This is a genomic window from Micromonospora sp. NPDC005203 (assembly GCF_042872705.1).
GTDB lineage: Bacteria > Actinomycetota > Actinomycetes > Mycobacteriales > Micromonosporaceae > Micromonospora.
The window spans coordinates 87,376-104,236 of sequence record NZ_JBIAKV010000017.1 but is presented as its reverse complement, the minus strand read 5'-3'; the positions used below and the strand labels follow the sequence as shown (position 1 = coordinate 104,236).

Below are 16,861 nucleotides of genomic sequence, written 5' to 3'. Positions count from 1 at the left end.
GTTCGAAATCAGGCGGCGGCTTCGGGCTCCCGCAGATCCAGCCAGTCGGCCCAGCGCGGGTCGGGGGCGCGGTGCCCGAGCACCCGCCAGGCGGTGCCCTTCGGTGCCGCGGGCAGCGCGTGCAACCGCCACCCCATCTCCGCCGGCGTCTTGTCGCCCTTGGTGTGGTTGCACCGGGCACACGCGGCGACCACGTTCTCCCAGGCGTGCCGGCCACCCCGGCTGCGGGGAAAGACGTGGTCGATGGTCTCGGCCGGACCCCGACAGTAGGCGCACCGCCACCCGTCCCGGGCGAAGATCGCCCGCCGGGACAACCCGACGTGCGTCCGGTACGGCACGCGGACGAAGCGGGTCAGCCGGACCACGGACGGCACCGGGAGCGCGTCGCGGGCGCTGTGCAGGATGCCATCGCCGTCGGCGACGCAGACTGCCTTGGCGGAGAGAACGAGGATCGCGGCACGGCGCACCGACACGACACACAGCGGCTCGTAGGTGGCGTTGAGGACCAACGCGCCGGAGCCCACCGTGGGTCGTATGTCAGGCATCGCGATCACCCTCCCGGTTCAGCGGCTGCTGCGTACCGCCGTCGACCGAGGTCCGGGCATGACCACCCACACGGTCGACGCCGGCCGATCACCGACGTCCGTTGCGCCAATAGTCCCTGATCGGACCCCGGATTGCACGTACTAATCCGGGGTCGGGTACGAAGCTCTCTCCCGCACCTGTCACGATGGCCGGTTCGCCCCGATCCGGCCCTGCCCTCGGCGGCAGGTCACCCGGCCGGTGGGTCGGCGGTGGCCGCTCGGGCTCCTTGCGGTACGAAGACAGGGTGAGTGCCGCAAGCGTGATGCCCCTTGCCCTGTCCACCGCCGGGTCGGTGAACTGTCAGGGCAGTTCCTCCTGCCAATTCCTGTACGAGCTGACCAAGTCGGCCTGGTTCGCCGAGGGCAGTTACTGGATCCTGCTCAAACCGCTGCGGGTGCTGCTGATCCTGGCGCTGGCGATGGTGGCCCGCTGGGCGGTGCACCGCACGATCAACCGGTTGGTCCGTACGACGACCGACGGCGCGGTGCCGACGATGCTGCGGCCGCTGCGCGAGCGGGTGCCCAGCGCGGCGGTCGACCCGACCGAGTTCGTACCCGAGCGGCGACGGCAGCGGGCCGAGGCGATCGGCTCGGTGTTGCGCAGCCTGACCACCGCGTTCGTCTTCGGCATCGCGCTGCTGATGATCCTGCGTGAGTTCAGCTTCGACCTGGCCCCGCTGCTGGCCAGCGCGGGGATCGCCGGCGTCGCACTGGGCTTCGGCGCGCAGAGCCTGGTCAAGGACCTGATCGCCGGCCTGTTCATGCTGATCGAGGATCAGTACGGCGTGGGTGACAACGTCGACCTGGGCGAGGCGATGGGCGTGGTCGAGGCGGTCGGGCTCCGGGTGACCACTGTGCGCGACGGCCGCGGCGTGCTCTGGTACATCCGCAACGGCGAGATCATCCGGGTGGGCAACAAGAGCCAGGGCTGGGCGCTCGTGGTGGTGGACCTGCCGATCGGGTTCAACAGCACCGAGGAGGCCACCGCCGTCCTGCGGACCGCGGCCGCCTCGATGGCCGTGGACCCGGAGCTGTCACCGGAGATCGTCGAGGCGCCGGAGGTGTTGGGTGTCGAGCAGGTGACGGTGGACGGTGCGGTCATCCGGACGGTGGTGAAGACGACAGCGGACGGGCAGTTCGCGGTGGGCCGGGAGCTGCGTCGGCGGCTGGCGGAGGCGCTGGAGAACTCGGGGATCACCGCACAGATAGCGGCGGCCCGCATCTTTCCCGGGCTGCCCCCCCGCCCACTGCCCGACGGTGAGACAGGCCAGGGTGGTGCCACCTGACCCACCCGCCATTGTCCTCGAATTCAGGGGTCGCGAGCCGCCCGGCCCCTCAGGTATCGTCCGTTCGTTCAGTCGGGGAAGCGACGAACGATCCGTTCGACCTAGATAGTTGTCAGACGATCGGGCAGAATCCGGAGCACGCGTTCCCGCCAAAGCGTGATCACAACCTCGCTGATCCGTGATCTGACGAGCGCTTCCGACGGGCTGCCACGAGCGGTCGACCCGGAGGCCGATGGAGGCGACGGTGCCCGACGAGCGACCTTCCGCGGAAGGCCCAGCCACTTTTCGCGAAGTGTTCGCCCAGCACGAGTTCCGCGCCGTGTTCATGGCAAGCGCTCTGTCCTGGGTCGGCGATTACGTGGCGAAGGCCGCAGTCACCCTGCTCGTCTATCAGAAGACCGAGTCGGTTGGGCTCTCCGCGGCTGCCTTCGCGGTCAGTTTCCTGCCCTGGCTGCTCGGCGGTCCGGTGCTCGCCGCACTCGCGGAGCGATACCCGTACCGGCGGGTGATGGTGGCGTGTGACCTCATCCGGATGGCGTTGATGCTGATCATCGCCATCCCGCAACTGCCGTACCAGGCGGTGCTGGTGCTCATCTTCGCCGCCACGCTGGCCAACCCACCGAGCCAGGCGGCGAAGTCCGCGCTGATGCCGCAGATGCTCGCCGGGGACCGGCTGGTGGTGGGGCTGTCGCTGAACGCCAGCGTGGGCCAGGCGGCGCAGATCGTCGGGTACGTGCTCGGCTCCGCCGCCGCCTCCTACAACCCGCAGGTCGCGTTGCTGTTCAACGCGGCCACGTTCGGCGCCTCGGCGCTGCTGGTCCGCCTCGGCGTGCGAGAGCGGCCGGCGGTGCCGAACCCGGCGCAGCGCAGCCACCTGCTGCAGGAGACCCGTCAGGGCTTCACCATCGTGTTCGGCACACCGGTGCTGCGGGCGATCGCGGTGCTGGTGTTCAGCGCGATGCTCTTCTCGATCCTTCCCGAGGGGCTGGCCGTCGGCTGGGCCAACGAGGAGGGCGGCGGCGACCTGAACGCGAGCACCGCCCAAGCGGTGATCATGGTGGCCAGCCCGGCCGGTTTCATCCTCGGCGGGTTGCTGGTGAGCCGCCTCTTCGGGCCGGCACGCCGGCTGAAGCTGATGCGGCCGCTCGCGGTGCTCGCCCCACTGGCGCTGGTGCCGACGTTGTTCGATCCGCCCGCGCTGACGGTGGCTCTGCTCGCCGCTCTCTGCGGGTTCGCGGTCGCCGGCATGCTGCCGATGGCCAACGGGCTCTTCGTCCAAGCACTGCCCAACGGCTTCCGGGCCCGCGCCTTCGGAGTGATGGCGACCGGCGTCCAGGTCATCCAGGGCTTCGCGGTGCTGGTCACCGGTTTGATCGCGGACCGCTTCGACAACATCCCCCTGGTGGTGGGGCTGTGGAGCACGGCCGGCGTGGTGCTGATGGCGGTGGCCGCGCTGCGCTGGCCGGATCGGCAGGCGTTCAGCGACGCGATCACGGCAGCCACGGCGGCCAACGCCGAGCCGCCCGACCACCCGGACGACCCCGCCACCGGCGACACGGCGGCCGGCCCTGCCGAGCCGCGTACCGGTGACGGCCACCGCCGGCACGCGGTCACCTGACCCGGCCCGCCCGGACCCGGAGCGGGCCGGACGCGGGGCATCGGCCCGGCGTGATCCGACGCACGGTGCGCGGGTCCGTCTGGCACTCGCTGCACCTGGCAGGATGGAACGGTGAACCCCGCAGGTGAATCCGAGCGTCCCGGTGCTTCGACGACCCTCTTCGAAGCGGTCGGCGGCGAGCCCACCTTCCGCAAGCTGGTCGACGAGTTCTATGCCGGCATCGCCAACGATCCGCTGCTGCGGCCCATGTACCCGGAGGGGGACCTGGGGCCGGCCGCGGATCGGATGACCCTGTTCCTGATGCAGTACTGGGGTGGACCGAACACGTACTCCGCCCAGCGTGGTCACCCGCGGCTGCGGATGCGGCACGCGCCGTTCCGGATCGGCGCGGCCGAACGGGACGCCTGGCTACGGAACATGCGCCGCGCCGTGGACCGGCTCGACCTCGAACCGGAGATCGCTAGCACACTCTGGGACTACCTGGAGCGGGCCGCGTACTTCATGGTCAACGCCGAGGAGGACCCGGCCGTCGGCGGCTGACCGCCGGGCCGAGGCAGCGTCAGAGCAGCGCGCCCTCGTCGTGGAGCCAGTCCACGAAGCTGGTGGCGACCGCCGCGCCGCAGTCGAGCATCTCGACCAGCAGCGCGTCGTGGGTCCCAGCGCCGAGCGGCACCTGAAGCTCGGCGTAGATCGGCAGCTGCCCGCGCTCCGTCGGGTCGCCGATGTACGCCTTGCAGAACCGACGGGTGTGGTTCCACTCGTTGACCACCCGATAGGCCCGGTCGGCCCAGTCCGGTGGGACCGTGGCGTGCGGGCGTGCCCGCATGACCAGGATCTCGTCCTCCGGCCCTTCGAGGGTCACCAGCACGGCGTGCCGCTCCCACATGGCCAGCAGGTTGCCGTCGCCGTCGGCCAGGTAGCGCACGTCGAGCAGGTCGAGTGCCTCGCAGACGCGGCGCAGACTCACCGGCTCGACGGTGGCCAGCATCTCGGTCAGCACTGGCCGCTCGTTGGCCGGGCAGTCGTCTCCCGGTTGGCGAGGATTGGGCGGTCCGACCCGGACCGCGCTCTCCACTGTGATCCCGCTTCGGGTTTCCGGATCGCCGCCGTCGGCGGGACCGGGGCGCCATGACCACCACGGCATCGCTCGCGCACCTCACTCCCCAGCGGATCCAGTCGCCTACGGTGCGTTGGATCCGAGCATGGACGGTACCCGGACAGCCGAGTTGAAGCACCCCCCCAACGACCGCCCTGGCCCAGAAGAATGAGCAGGGGTCACCCGTTCGGAGGAGGACCGAGGGGTTTCACCGCAAGATCCGTGGCTGTCTGCAACCATGCCGCTCCGTATGGTCCCGCCAGGCCAACCCACCGTCCCACCACCCGGACCTGGACGGCCGCCTCGTCGTGGCCCGTGGCCGGACCGTCGGCGGGGCCGAGGAAGCCCATCCGGACCACCCCCTGCACCAGCCGCTGCGACACCTCGACCGGCGCGGCGGGCGGCCCCTCCGGCGTGACCAGCACCGCCACGTGGTCGAGCAGCGCGTCCCGCAGCGCTCGCTGGCCCACCGCGCGGCCGGCCACGCCCTGCTCGCTCGCCGTGCGCAGCGTGCCCGCCGCGGCGTCCGCGATCCGCCGCAGCTCGGCAACGGGCAGCGCCTCCACCGTCCGGCTGTGCGCCGGGGGCAGCGGCCACCGCCACTGCGCGTCCCGGCGGACCGGCCGGGACGTACCACCGCGTTCCAGCTCGGCGAGCAGCTCCGCGCCGGCCAGAGTGACGTCCTCGACGCTGCCGTCGGCCAGCTCAGCAGCCACCGTCCGGACCACCAGAACCTGCCACGGCAGACGGGCCCAGAGGGCGATCCGACCGGGCACACCGGCCGGTCGCAACCGGACCGGCGCGGCCTGATCCAGCCGGACCAGCCGGGCCAGGAAAGCACCCGCGTCGGCTACCCCGGCCACACCGTGTGTCGGGGTGGCCGCCGCCCGGCCCGTGCCCGACCCGTTCACACCAGGCCGCCCTGCGGTGCGTAGGTGAGCAGGAAGTCCCGCTCCTCGGTGGTGATCCGGCGGGGCACCTGGCGGGTCAGGTCGAACGGCACCAGCACCGAGCGCGCCCGGCTGGCCAGCACCTCACCGTCGTACAGCTCGTAGGCGACGGTGAACCGGGAGGCCCGGATCTCCTCCACCCACAGCTCGATGCGGACGGTGGGCGCGGCCTCCGCGGTGGCCCGACCCAGCGCGTAGTCGACCGGGCGTAGGTAGTCGACCTCGTGCCGACGGATCACCACCCCGTCGGCGAACGAGCCGACCCCCCAGGCCCGGCCGCCGGCGAACATCAACGCCACCCGCGCCTCCTCGTACAGGGTGAGGAAGCGCGAGTTGTTGATGTGGCCGTACGCGTCCAGGTCGGACCAGCGCAGCGTGCAGTGGTAGACGAACCGGTCAGACACCTTCTCGGCCGATCAGTCGCGGGTCAGCTTGCGGTAGGTCACCCGGTGTGGCCGGGCAGCCTCCGCGCCGAGGCGGTCGATCTTGTTCTTCTCGTACGCCTCGAAGTTGCCCTCGAACCAGAACCACTTGGCTGGGTCCTGGTCGTCGCCCTCCCAGGCCAGGATGTGCGTGGCGACGCGGTCCAGGAACATCCGGTCGTGCGAGATGACCACGGCGCAGCCGGGGAACTCCAGCAGCGCGTTCTCCAGGCTGGACAGCGTCTCCACGTCCAGGTCGTTCGTCGGCTCGTCGAGCAGGATGACGTTGCCGCCGATCTTCAGGGTCAGCGCCAGGTTGAGCCGGTTGCGCTCGCCGCCGGAGAGCACCTTCGTCGGCTTCTGCTGGTCCGGTCCCTTGAAGCCGAACGCGGCGATGTACGCCCGCGACGGCATCTCGACCTTGCCCACCATCAGGTAGTCCAGCCCGTCGGAGACGACCTCCCAGACGGTCTTGTCGCCGTTGAGGCCCTCGCGGTTCTGGTCGACGTACGACAGCGAGACCGTCTCGCCGACGCGCACCTTGCCCTCGGTCGGCTGCTCCAGCCCGACGATGGTCTTGAAGAGCGTGGTCTTGCCGACGCCGTTGGGGCCGATGATGCCGACGATGCCGTTGCGCGGCAGCGAGAACGACAGGTCGTCGATGAGCACCCGGTCGCCGAAGCCCTTGGTGAGTTGCGCCGCCTCGATGACCGTGCTGCCCAGCCGCGGGCCCGGCGGGATCTGGATCTCTTCGAAGTCGAGCTTGCGGGTCTTCTCCGCCTCGTTGGCCATCTCGTCGTACCGGTCCAGACGGGCCTTGGACTTGGTCTGCCGGGCCTTGGCGTTGGAGCGGACCCACTCCAGCTCCTCGGTGAGGCGCTTCTTCATCTTGGCGTCGCGGCGACCCTCGACGGCCAGCCGGGCGGCCTTCTTCTCCAGGTAGGTGGAGTAGTTGCCCTCGTAGCCGATAGCCCGGCCGCGGTCCAGCTCCAGGATCCAGCCGGCCACCTTGTCCAGGAAGTACCGGTCGTGGGTGATCGCCATGACGGTGCCGGCGTACTTGGCCAGGTGCTGCTCCAGCCAGGAGACGCTCTCCGCGTCCAGGTGGTTGGTGGGCTCGTCGAGCAGCAGCAGGTCCGGCGCTTCCAGCAGCAGCTTGCAGAGCGCTACGCGGCGGCGCTCACCACCGGAGAGCTGGGTCACGTCGGCGTCCGGCGGCGGGCAGCGCAGCGCGTCCATGGCCAGTTCGAGCTTGGAGTCGACGTCCCAGGCGTCGAGGTGGTCCAGCTCCTCCTGGAGCTTGCCCATCTCCTCCATCAGCTCGTCGGAGTAGTCGGTCGCCATCTGCTCGGCGATCTTGTTGAAGCGCTCCAGCTTGGCCTTGGTCTCGGCAACCGCCTCCTCGACGTTGCCCAGCACGGTCTTGGCCTCGTTGAGCGGGGGCTCCTGGGCGAGCATGCCGACGGTGTAGCCGGGCATGAGCCGGGCCTCGCCGTTGCTCGGCTTGTCCAGGCCTGCCATGATCTTGAGGAGGCTGGACTTACCGGCGCCGTTCGGACCGAGGACACCGATCTTGGCTCCCGGCAGGAAGCTCAACGTCACGTTGTCGAGCACGACCTTGTCGCCGTGCGCCTTGCGGGCCTTTTCCAGGACGTAGATGTACTGGGCCACGGTGCGGGCTACCTCCGTCGGTTGCTGTCGCTGATCGGCGGCGCGGCGCGGGCCGAGAGATCCGCCCGCCGCCGCCGGCCGGGAGCCGGCCGCGCGCACGCCATCGTCAATCCTGACAGGTACGCCGCGCCTCGCCCACATCACCCCGCCCCAGGAGTACGCGGGCGCGCCTCCTTGCCAGGACCGGTAAGGCAAATTACGGTTTTGGTATGACCAAGAAGATCACCATCAGCCTACCCGACGATCTTGCGGAAAGACTCGCACGGGAACCCAACGTGTCCGCCTTTGTGGCGGACTCCCTGCGGAGTCGGGTCGCCGGGGAAAAGACCCGAGAGATCCTCCGAAGCGTTGGCTTCAAGCTGACCGATGAAGGCTTGGCGCGGGCGCATGCCGAAATGGAGCAGGTCAAGGCCACCATCACCCCCGAACTGCGCGCCCAGGCCGCTCAACTGCAGGCAGAGGTCGAAGCGGCCCGTGCACGGGTCCGCCGGTGACGACCTTCGGCCTCGCGCTCGACACAACTGCACTGCTCGCATATTCTGCGACGACTCAGGAGGTGGGGCACCGGATCGCCGAAGTCGCCGACCACGCTCTTGACGTACTCGTGCCGGCGCTCTGCCTTGCGCGGGCACACCAGCAGGCGACTCCCGAGCAGTGGGAACTGCTAGAACTACTCTCGGCGCTGCCGAACATCCGGGTCACACCAGTCGAAGCCGACATGTGCGCCGTCCTCGGTGGCTGGTCTCGCCGGATGAACGATCGCATGGATCTCGCCCAGCTCGCCATGGAGGCTGCGTCGCGCCCCCTCGTTCCGATCATGACGAATCGGCGGGAGCTGCTCGGCGAGGTGCTGCCGAAGGAATGGCCGATCATCGACCTCTGACCGACAGGCTGTCGACAAGATCACCCTGGGGATTTCGGCGCGTACGAGGCGGGTAGGAGACTCCGGCACGGGGCACAAGACGCCGCAGCTACGCTCAGTACGCTCATCGCGGTGGACCCGTCAGTACCCGGAGGTGGCCGATCGTGACCGTCCGTAGCTCCTTTGTCGTAGTGGCGAACCGTCTGCCGGTCGACGAGGTGAGCACTCCCGAGGGCCGACAGTGGCGACGCAGCCCTGGCGGGCTGGTCACCGCGCTGCACCCCGTGCTCGCCGAACACCAGGGCACCTGGGTCGGCTGGGCCGGTGGCACCGGTGCCGCCCCCGAGCCGTTCGACCTGGAGGGGATCCGGCTGCACCCGGTTCCGCTCAGCGCCGAAGAGCTGGAGCGCTACTACGAGGGCCAGTCCAACGCGACGATCTGGCCGCTCTACCACGACGCGGTCGAGACACCTGCCTACAAGCGCCGCTGGCGGGAGGCGTACCGGCTGGTCAACGCCCGGTTCGCGGAGGCCGCCGCGGACGTGGCGGCCGAGGGCGCGACGGTCTGGGTGCAGGACTACCAGCTTCAGTTGGTTCCGGCGATGCTCCGCGAGCTGCGCCCGGACCTGCGGATCGGGTTCTTCCTGCACATCCCGTTCCCGCCGATCGAGCTGTTCATGCAGATGCCGTTCCGCACCGAGATCCTGCGCGGCCTGCTCGGCGCCGACCTGGTCGGCTTCCAACAGCGGTTGGCCGCGCAGAACTTCGTCCGGCTGGCCCGGCACCTGCTCGGGCTGCGCTACGAGGGGCAGATGATCCAGGTCGACGGTCGGCAGGTGAAGGCGGGCGCCTTCCCCATCTCGATCGATACCCAGGAAATGGAGCGGATGGCCGCCGACCCGGCGATCCAGGCGCGGGCCAAGCAGATCCGAGCCGAGTTGGGCGATCCGAAGACGATAATCCTGGGCGTGGACCGGCTCGATTACACCAAGGGCATCGAGTTGCGGCTCAAGGCCTTCCGCGAACTACTTGCTGACGGAAAGTTGACAGTTCCCGACGCGGTTATGGTGCAGGTGGCCACGCCCAGCCGCGAGCGAGTCGAGCACTACCAGGCACTTCGGGTCAAGGTCGAACGCGAGGTTGGCCGGATTAATGGTGAATTCGGCCGGGTCGGCGTGCCGGCCGTGCATTACCTGCATCAGTCGTACAGTCGCAGTGAACTCGCCGCGATGTACGTTGCCGCCGACGTGATGATGGTGACACCGCTACGCGACGGCATGAACCTGGTGGCCAAGGAGTACGTGGCGTCGCGCGCCGAGCAGGGTGGCGCGCTCGTGCTCAGTGAATTCGCCGGCGCCGCAACGGAGCTGCGTCAGGCATTTCTGTGTAACCCGCACGACCCGGACGCGGTCAAGGACGCCCTGCTCCGGGCAGTGCACGTGGAGAAAACCGAGGCACGCCGCCGGATGCGGACAATGCAACGTCACCTGCGTACCCATGACGTGGGCCACTGGGCCAAGTCTTTCCTCTCCGAACTCGGAGTTCCCGAGGCGGAGGCCGAGTGAACACGACCGTCAACGATGGAGCGGCCACGGCCACCGGGGTGATGGACCCCGAGCTGCGCTCCGCCATCGGCCGGATCGCCCGGGTCCCCCAACTCCTGGTCGCCTGCGACTACGACGGCACACTTGCGCCGATCGTGGAGGACCCCAGCACCGCCGTACCACTGCCCGAGTCGGTGGCCGCGGTCCGCGCGCTCGCCGCGCTGCCGCAGACGACCGTGGCGGTCGTCTCCGGCCGGGCGCTGCGCGATCTGGCCGCGCTGTCCCGGCTGCCCAGCGAGGTGCACCTCGTCGGCAGCCACGGCTCCGAGTTCGACATCGGCTTCGTCGAGCGGCTCTCCCCCGAGCTGGTCGCGGTGCGCCAGCAGGTACGCAACGCGCTGCGCGACATCGCCTCCGCGCACCCGGGCATCCGGCTGGAGCGCAAGCCGGCAAGCGTCGCCGTGCACACCCGGGGGGTCGACCCGGAGGTCGCCGCCGCCGCCATCGAGGCGGTCCGCAACGGCCCGGCGACCTTCGACGGCGTCACCGTGACCCAGGGCAAGGAGGTCATCGAGCTCTCCGTCGTGGCCACCCACAAGGGCACCGCACTCGACCAACTGCGGACCCAGCTCGCCTCCAGCGCGGTGCTGTTCATCGGCGACGACGTCACCGACGAGAACGCGTTCGGCCACCTGCACGGTCCCGACCTCGGCATCAAGATCGGCTCCGGGGACACCAAGGCCGGCTACCGGGTCGCCGACCCGCTGGAGGCCGCCCGCGCGCTGGCGCTGCTGCTGGAGACCCGTCGACACTGGCTGTTCGGCGAGCGGGCCGTGCCGATCGAGCGGCACTCCATGCTGGCCAACGGTCGTACTGTCGCTCTGCTCACCCCCGAGGCCAAGGTCAGCTGGCTCTGCCACCCCAAGCCGGACTCGGCGGCGATCTTCGCCGACCTGGTCGGTGGCAGCCCGGCCGGTCACTTCAGCGTCGCCCCGGAACGCGGCGGCATCCCGCTGGGTCAGCGCTACCGCTCCGGCACGATGACCGTGGAGACCCGCTGGTCCGGGCTCACCGTCACCGACTGGCTCGACAAGCCGGCCCGGGAAACCACTCCGGACGACAGCCCGGCGGTCATCACCGGCGACTCGATCCTGATCCGGGTGCTCACCGGCAGTGGCAAGGCCCGGGTGGAGTTCGCGCCGAGGCCGGAGTTCGGTCAGGTCGCCGTGCAGTTGCAGCCGCTCGGCGACGGCCTGCTGGTGCTCGGCTCCAACGAACCGGTCGCGCTCTACGCCCCCGGCGTGGAGTGGGAGGTCGGCAACGACGGCGGGTACGAGACCGCCAAGGCGATCGTCGACCTCTCCGCCGCCGGTGGGCAGGTCGTGCTGGAGTTGCGCTTCGGCACGCACAGCCTGGAACACCACCGGGTGCCGATCCACGAGCGGCAGGCCGCGGCCGAGCAGCCGTGGAAGGACTGGGTGGCCTCACTCCGGCTGCCGTCCACCGCCCGTGACCTGGTCGCGCGCAGCGCCCTCACCCTGCGCGGGCTCTGCCACGAGGCCACCGGCTCGATCCTGGCCGCGGCGACCACCTCGCTCCCCGAGGAGTTGGGCGGCGTCCGCAACTGGGACTACCGCTACTGCTGGCTGCGCGACGCCGCGCTGACCGCCCGCGCACTCGTCGACCTGGGCTCCGTCCAGGAGGCCGAGGCGCTGCTGCGCTGGGTGGACGGCTGCATCGAGCGCACCGGCGGTCACCCGGAGCGACTGCACCCGCTCTACACCATCGACGGTTACGAGCTGGGTGCCGAAGCGGTCATCGACACGCTGCCCGGGTACGCCGGCTCCCGGCCGGTCCGGGTCGGCAACCTCGCCAACCACCAGCTCCAACTCGACGTCTTCGGCCCGATCGCCGACCTGATCGCGGCGGTCGCCGACGCTCGCGGTTCGGTCCGCGAGGACGAGTGGCGGGTCCTGGAAAACATGGTCGAGGCGGTCCGTCGCCGTTGGCACGAGCCTGACCACGGCATCTGGGAGGCGCGGCTGCCACCACGGCACCACGTCTTCTCCAAGGTGATGTGCTGGATGACCGTCGACCGGGCGCTGCACGTGATGCGCGAGCACGGCGGCGAGGACCGGCCGGAGTGGAAGGACCTGCGCGACCGGATCGGCGCCAACGTCCTGGAGCAGGGTTGGCACTCCGACGTCGAGGCGTACAGCGTCGCGTACGGGGACGAGGACATGGACGCCTCGTCACTCTGGATCGGGCTCTCCGGCCTGCTCCCGGGTGACGACCCGCGCTTCCTGTCCACCGTCCTGCGTATCGAGGCGGACCTGCGCAGCGGCCCGGTCGTCTACCGCTACCACTGGGACGACGGCCTGCCCGGCCGGGAGGGCGGCTTCCACATCTGCACGGCGTGGCTGATCGAGGCGTACCTGCGCACCGGCCGCCGCACCGACGCCGAGGAGCTGTTTGCACAGATGGTGCTCACCGCCGGCCCGACCGGGCTGCTCCCCGAGCAGTACGACCCGCTCGCCGAACGTGGACTGGGCAACCACCCGCAGGCGTACAGCCACCTCGGACTGATCCGCTGTGCCCTGCTGCTGGACAACATGCTCAAGCAGTAGTCGATCGCTCGTACGACGGCGGGGCCGGAGCGAACCTGCTCCGGCCCCGTCGGTCACTGCGGGTACGGCAGGGCCGGTTGCCACCCCGGCCGTGGTCAGCGCCTCGGCAACGCGCCACGACGGAGGGCCGCGACCGCGGGGGCGGCCTGCTCGACCCGATCGACCTGCCAGCGAAGCCCTGCCGGGGTGGTCGCCTGTCGGCGGTTCCCACAGCCGGCGAGCGCTGTCCCGGCGGTGCCGCTGGTGGGCCGGGATCAGCTCGGCGATGCCGCACTGGCCAGGCGGTTGTCGAACTGTCGACGGTCCCGGCGCTGCCGGGTCTCGGCCGGCTCGACCGAGTACGCCGCCTTCCTCCCGGCCCACCGGTGGTGGTCAGGCTGTGTCCACCGCCACCGACAACCCCGCCCTCGCGTCGGATCGACCAACAGCGACGACGGTCAGAGCCGCGCCGACCGCCAGATCGACCACCGCAGAACACCTTTGCTCTGCTTCAGTCCACGCAGCAGAGTTGGCGTCGAAGTGTTGCGCGGGTTGAAGCAGAGCAAAGGGCGCAGAGGGAACCACCTGGTCCTCTGCCGTGGCACCTCAGCCAGGCCATACCGGCCCAACCCACCGTGTGCGTCTCCTCAGGCGTCGAGGGCCCCCACCACATCACCCAGCACGACGACGGCCGGCGGCCGCACATCGGCGGCGAGCGCGTCGGTGGCCACCTCGCCGAGCGTGGATCGCAGCACCCGCTGGGCACCCGTCGTACCTTCCTGCACCACGGCGGCCGGCGTCTGCGGCGGCCGACCGTGGGCGATCAGGGTCTCGCTGATGGCCGCCAGGTTCTTCAGCCCCATCAGGATGACCAGGGTGCCGCGCAGCCCGGCCAGGGCGTCCCAGCGCACCAGCGAGGCCGGTGAGTCGGGTGCCACGTGCCCGGAGACCACTGTGAACTCGTGCGCCACCCCGCGATGGGTCACCGGGATCCCGGCCGCGGAGGGAGCGGCGATCGAGCTGGTCACCCCGGGCACCACGCTCACCGGTACCCCGGCCTTCGCGCACGCCAGCAGCTCCTCGCCGCCCCGGCCGAAGACGTACGGGTCACCGCCCTTGAGCCGCACCACGAACGCACCAGCCAACGCGCGGTCGACCAGGATCTGGTTGATCTCCTCCTGTGCCCGGGACGGTCCGTAGGGGATCTTCGAGGCGTCCACCAGCTCGACGTCCGGGCGCAGCTCGTCGAGGAGCAGGCCGGGCACGAGCCGGTCGGCGACCACCACGTCGGCCTCGGTGAGTAGCCGCCAACCCTTCACGGTGATCAGCTCCGGGTCCCCCGGCCCCGCCCCGACCAGCGCCACCCGCCCGACCTGCCGCCCGCCGGCCGCCCCGGCCGCTACGGTCGCACCGGCGGCACCGGCGGCACCGGCGGCACCGGCGGGCCGGCTCTGCGTCGGAGCGATTCCGTCCGGTGCCAGGCGGACGGCGAGGAGGTCGCGGATCGCGTCGCGGACGGTCATCGCCCGTCGGGGGTCACCACCGCCGAGCACCGCCACGGTGACCGGGCCGTGCCGGGTCACCGCCGGCGTCCAGGCGGTGGCGGCGGTCCGGTCGTCGGCCCGGACGCAGAAGATCCGCCGCTCGGCGGCGACGGCGCTCACCGAAGCGGCCGCCATCGGGTCGTCGATCGCCACCTGGACCAACCACGCGCCATCCAGGTCCTCGGGAAGGAACCGGCGCGGCACCCAGTGCAGCCGACCCGCGTCGACGCGGGCGCTCAGCGCCGGGGTCAGCTCCGGAGCCACCAGCAGGACGTCCGCACCGGCGTCCAGCAGCGCGGGCACCCGCCGGGTGGCGACCGCGCCGCCACCCACCACGACCACCCGCCGCCCGTCGAGCCGCAAACCGAGGGGGTACGGATTGGAGGTCACACCACACCTCCGAGGCGAACGGCTCGCAAGCTGCGCCTTGTCACTTCTCGGCCACCCCGGCGGCGTCGAAGGTGGCCACCTCGTGCAGCACCCGGACCGCGCCGGTGACCACGGGCAACGCCAGCAGCGCGCCGGTGCCCTCGCCGAGGCGCAACCCCAGGTCGATCAGCGGGTCGAGGCCGAGGTGTCGCAGCGCCGCGGTCGCACCCGGCTCGGCCGAGCGGTGCCCGGCGACCATGGCGCAGACCGCGTCCGGGGCGAACGCTGCGGCGGCCAGTGCGGCCGAGACCGCGATCACGCCGTCCAGCAGCACCGGCGTACGGCGGGCGGCGGCACCCAGGATCAGCCCGGCCAGCGCGGCGTGCTCCAGGCCACCGACGGCGGCCAGCACACCCAGCGGGTCGGTCGGGTCGGGCGCGTGCCGGGTCAGGGCGGCGCGCACCACGGCAACCTTGTGCGCGTAGGTCGGGTCGTCGATGCCGGTGCCCCGCCCGGTGGCGTCGAGCGGGTCGGCGCCGGTGAACGCGGCGATCAGCGTGGCGGCCGGGGTGGTGTTGCCGATGCCCATGTCGCCGGTGAGCAGGATGTCGGCTCCGGAGTCGATCAGTTCGTCGGCGATCCGGATGCCGGTCCGCACCGCCGCCAGCGCCTCGTCCCGGGTGAGTGCGGCGGTCACCGTCAGATCGCGGGTGCCCCGGCGGACCGACGCGACAACCAGCCGAGGCACCGCCGGGTCGAGCACGGAGGCGGCGGCGGGCGGTCCGGCGGGCAGCGGGGTGGCCACTCCGACGTCGACCACGGTGACCGACGCGCCGGCCTGCCGGGCGAACGCGTTGACCACCGCCCCGCCGGCCAGGAAGTTGCCGATCATCTGGCCGGTGACCTCCTGCGGCCAGGGGCTCACCCCCTGGGCGTGCACTCCGTGGTCGCCCGCGAAGATCGCTACCGCGGCCCGCTTGGGCAGCGGTGGCGGGCAGGCCCCGGCCAGGCCGGCGAGGCGTACCGACAGCTCTTCCAGGGCGCCCAGCGAGCCCGCCGGCTTGGTCAGCCGGCCGTGCAGCTCGCGGGCGGCGGCCATGGCCGCGTCGTCCGCCGGGCGGATCGCCGCGATCGTGGTCTCCAGCATCATGCCTCCATGGTCTCGCGCAGCACGTCGACGAACGCGTCGCTGGTGTATCGGTCACGTACCGCCACCCGCAGCCAGTCTGGGCCGAGGCCGGGGAAGGTGTCGCCCCGGCGCACCGCCCAGCCGCGCTCACGCAGGGCGGCCCGGATCGCTGTCGCGCCCGGCAGGTGCAGCAGGACGAACGCGCTGGCCGGGCGGCCGGCGACGCGTACACCGGGCAGGTCGGCGAGGCGGGCGACCAGGTGGTCGCGGTCGGCGGCGAGGTCGGCGGCGATCGCGCGCTCGGCCTGAACCGCGACGTCGGTGGCGCAGGCTGCGGCGGCGGCCAGCGCGGGGGTGGAGACGGCCCAGAGCGGCTGGACGGAGGCCAGCCGGGCGAGCAGCTCCGGAGCCCCGAGCAGGTAGCCGATCCGGAGGCCGGCCAGGCCCCACGTCTTGGTGAGGCTGCGCAGGACGAGCAGGCCGGGCAGGTCCCGCCGCTCGGCCAGCGACTCCGGTTCGCCGGGGTGCCCGGGGGCGGTGGTGGTGTCGGCGAACGCCTCGTCGACCACCAGCACCCGGCCGGGGCGGGCCAGTGCGGCCACCGTCCGCGCGGGGTGCAGCACCGACGTCGGGTTCGTGGGGTTGCCGATCATCACCAGGTCGGCGTCGGCGGGCACCCGGGACGGGTCGAGCCGGAAGTCGTCGGCGGCGTCCAGCAGCACCCGCTCGACCGGGTGTCCGGCGGCCCGCAGCGCCGCCTCCGGCTCGGTGAACTGGGGGTGCACCACCACCGGCCGGCGCACCCCGCGCAACGCCTGGGCGATCAGCACGAAGCCCTCGGCGGCGCCGGCGGTGAGCAGCACCTCGTTCGGGTGACGGCGGTGTCGGGCCGCGACCGCCGCCCGGGCCGGCAGCGGGTCCGGATAGTGGGCCAACTCGGTCAGGGTCTTGGCGATCGGCCCGGCCAACCAGGCGGGGGCCGGTGCCTGCCGGACGTTGACGGCGAGGTCGATCAGCCCGTCGCCGACCTCCGCGTCGCCGTGGTGCGCGAGGTCCGGCTCGAACCCGGCGGTGGCGGCCACCCCACTCGGCTGATCAGACATGCCCGCGATCCTGCCGGGAAGGTGGCCGGTGGGACAGTAAGCCGCGTCACCACTCGCCGGTTTAAGAGTTCTTCTCA

The 16,861-nt window shown here is 71.3% G+C and carries 15 protein-coding genes; 7 read left to right on the top strand and 8 right to left on the bottom strand.

What is annotated here, in order from left to right; translation table 11 throughout:
* Positions 1-8: 8 nt before the first annotated feature.
* On the bottom strand, positions 9-545 hold the full coding sequence (locus ACFYPM_RS28595) for an HNH endonuclease (protein ID WP_030333470.1): 537 nt from the start codon (positions 543-545) through the stop codon (positions 9-11).
* 302 nt (positions 546-847) lie between these two features.
* On the opposite strand from ACFYPM_RS28595, the gene ACFYPM_RS28590 reads away from it, so the two are divergent.
* The 3 genes from ACFYPM_RS28590 to ACFYPM_RS28580 all read left to right on the top strand — a co-directional run bounded on the left by ACFYPM_RS28590 (position 848) and on the right by ACFYPM_RS28580 (position 4,028).
* Positions 848-1,870 carry a mechanosensitive ion channel family protein gene (locus tag ACFYPM_RS28590; protein ID WP_387203398.1) on the top strand — a complete coding sequence of 341 codons (1,023 nt, stop codon included), beginning with the start codon at positions 848-850 and terminating at the stop codon, positions 1,868-1,870.
* A 232-nt stretch (positions 1,871-2,102) separates the two neighbouring features.
* Positions 2,103-3,488: an MFS transporter gene (locus ACFYPM_RS28585; RefSeq protein ID WP_387203286.1), complete on the top strand. Its 1,386-nt coding sequence runs from the start codon at positions 2,103-2,105 to the stop codon at positions 3,486-3,488.
* A 111-nt stretch (positions 3,489-3,599) separates the two neighbouring features.
* Entirely contained in the window at positions 3,600-4,028 is a 429-nt protein-coding gene (locus tag ACFYPM_RS28580) for a globin (RefSeq protein ID WP_387203284.1), read from the top strand.
* Between the two features lie 19 nt (positions 4,029-4,047).
* Here the strand turns inward: ACFYPM_RS28580 and ACFYPM_RS28575 are convergent, their stop codons facing one another.
* The 4 genes from ACFYPM_RS28575 to ettA form a co-directional block, all read right to left on the bottom strand.
* Positions 4,048-4,632, bottom strand: a complete 585-nt coding sequence (locus ACFYPM_RS28575; protein ID WP_387203281.1) for a YbjN domain-containing protein — start codon at positions 4,630-4,632, stop codon at positions 4,048-4,050.
* A gap of 131 nt (positions 4,633-4,763) precedes the next feature.
* Entirely contained in the window at positions 4,764-5,495 is a 732-nt protein-coding gene (locus tag ACFYPM_RS28570; protein ID WP_387203278.1) for a hypothetical protein, read from the bottom strand.
* The gene (locus ACFYPM_RS28565) at positions 5,492-5,938 is read right to left on the bottom strand and encodes a thioesterase family protein (RefSeq protein ID WP_357373477.1); all 447 of its coding nucleotides are present in this window, start codon (positions 5,936-5,938) and stop codon (positions 5,492-5,494) included. The genes ACFYPM_RS28570 and ACFYPM_RS28565 overlap by 4 nt, the downstream gene beginning before the upstream one ends.
* Positions 5,939-5,950: 12 nt before the next feature.
* Positions 5,951-7,627 (bottom strand): energy-dependent translational throttle protein EttA, encoded by a 1,677-nt coding sequence (ettA, locus tag ACFYPM_RS28560; RefSeq protein WP_387203275.1) that lies wholly within the window; start codon positions 7,625-7,627, stop codon positions 5,951-5,953.
* 209 nt (positions 7,628-7,836) lie between these two features.
* On the opposite strand from ettA, the gene ACFYPM_RS28555 reads away from it, so the two are divergent.
* The 4 genes from ACFYPM_RS28555 to otsB all read left to right on the top strand — a co-directional run bounded on the left by ACFYPM_RS28555 (position 7,837) and on the right by otsB (position 12,660).
* The gene (locus tag ACFYPM_RS28555) at positions 7,837-8,121 is read left to right on the top strand and encodes a hypothetical protein (protein WP_387203272.1); all 285 of its coding nucleotides are present in this window, start codon (positions 7,837-7,839) and stop codon (positions 8,119-8,121) included.
* The gene (locus tag ACFYPM_RS28550) at positions 8,118-8,510 is read left to right on the top strand and encodes a hypothetical protein (protein ID WP_387203269.1); all 393 of its coding nucleotides are present in this window, start codon (positions 8,118-8,120) and stop codon (positions 8,508-8,510) included. Before ACFYPM_RS28555 ends, ACFYPM_RS28550 begins: the two co-directional genes overlap by 4 nt.
* 143 nt (positions 8,511-8,653) lie before the next feature.
* Entirely contained in the window at positions 8,654-10,054 is a 1,401-nt protein-coding gene (locus ACFYPM_RS28545) for a trehalose-6-phosphate synthase (protein ID WP_387203266.1), read from the top strand.
* Positions 10,055-10,095: 41 nt separating this feature from the next.
* Entirely contained in the window at positions 10,096-12,660 is a 2,565-nt protein-coding gene (gene otsB / locus ACFYPM_RS28540; protein ID WP_387203395.1) for a trehalose-phosphatase, read from the top strand.
* Positions 12,661-13,286: 626 nt separating this feature from the next.
* Here otsB and cobA read toward each other — a convergent pair.
* From cobA to cobC, 3 genes are read right to left on the bottom strand one after another with little or no spacing between them, the layout of a single operon-like run.
* The gene (gene cobA, locus ACFYPM_RS28535) at positions 13,287-14,573 is read right to left on the bottom strand and encodes a uroporphyrinogen-III C-methyltransferase (RefSeq protein ID WP_387203262.1); all 1,287 of its coding nucleotides are present in this window, start codon (positions 14,571-14,573) and stop codon (positions 13,287-13,289) included.
* 40 nt (positions 14,574-14,613) lie between these two features.
* On the bottom strand, positions 14,614-15,699 hold the full coding sequence (cobT, locus tag ACFYPM_RS28530) for a nicotinate-nucleotide--dimethylbenzimidazole phosphoribosyltransferase (protein WP_387203392.1): 1,086 nt from the start codon (positions 15,697-15,699) through the stop codon (positions 14,614-14,616).
* Positions 15,699-16,784 carry an Rv2231c family pyridoxal phosphate-dependent protein CobC gene (gene cobC, locus ACFYPM_RS28525; protein ID WP_387203259.1) on the bottom strand — a complete coding sequence of 362 codons (1,086 nt, stop codon included), beginning with the start codon at positions 16,782-16,784 and terminating at the stop codon, positions 15,699-15,701. The genes cobT and cobC overlap by 1 nt, the downstream gene beginning before the upstream one ends.
* Positions 16,785-16,861 lie beyond the last annotated feature (77 nt).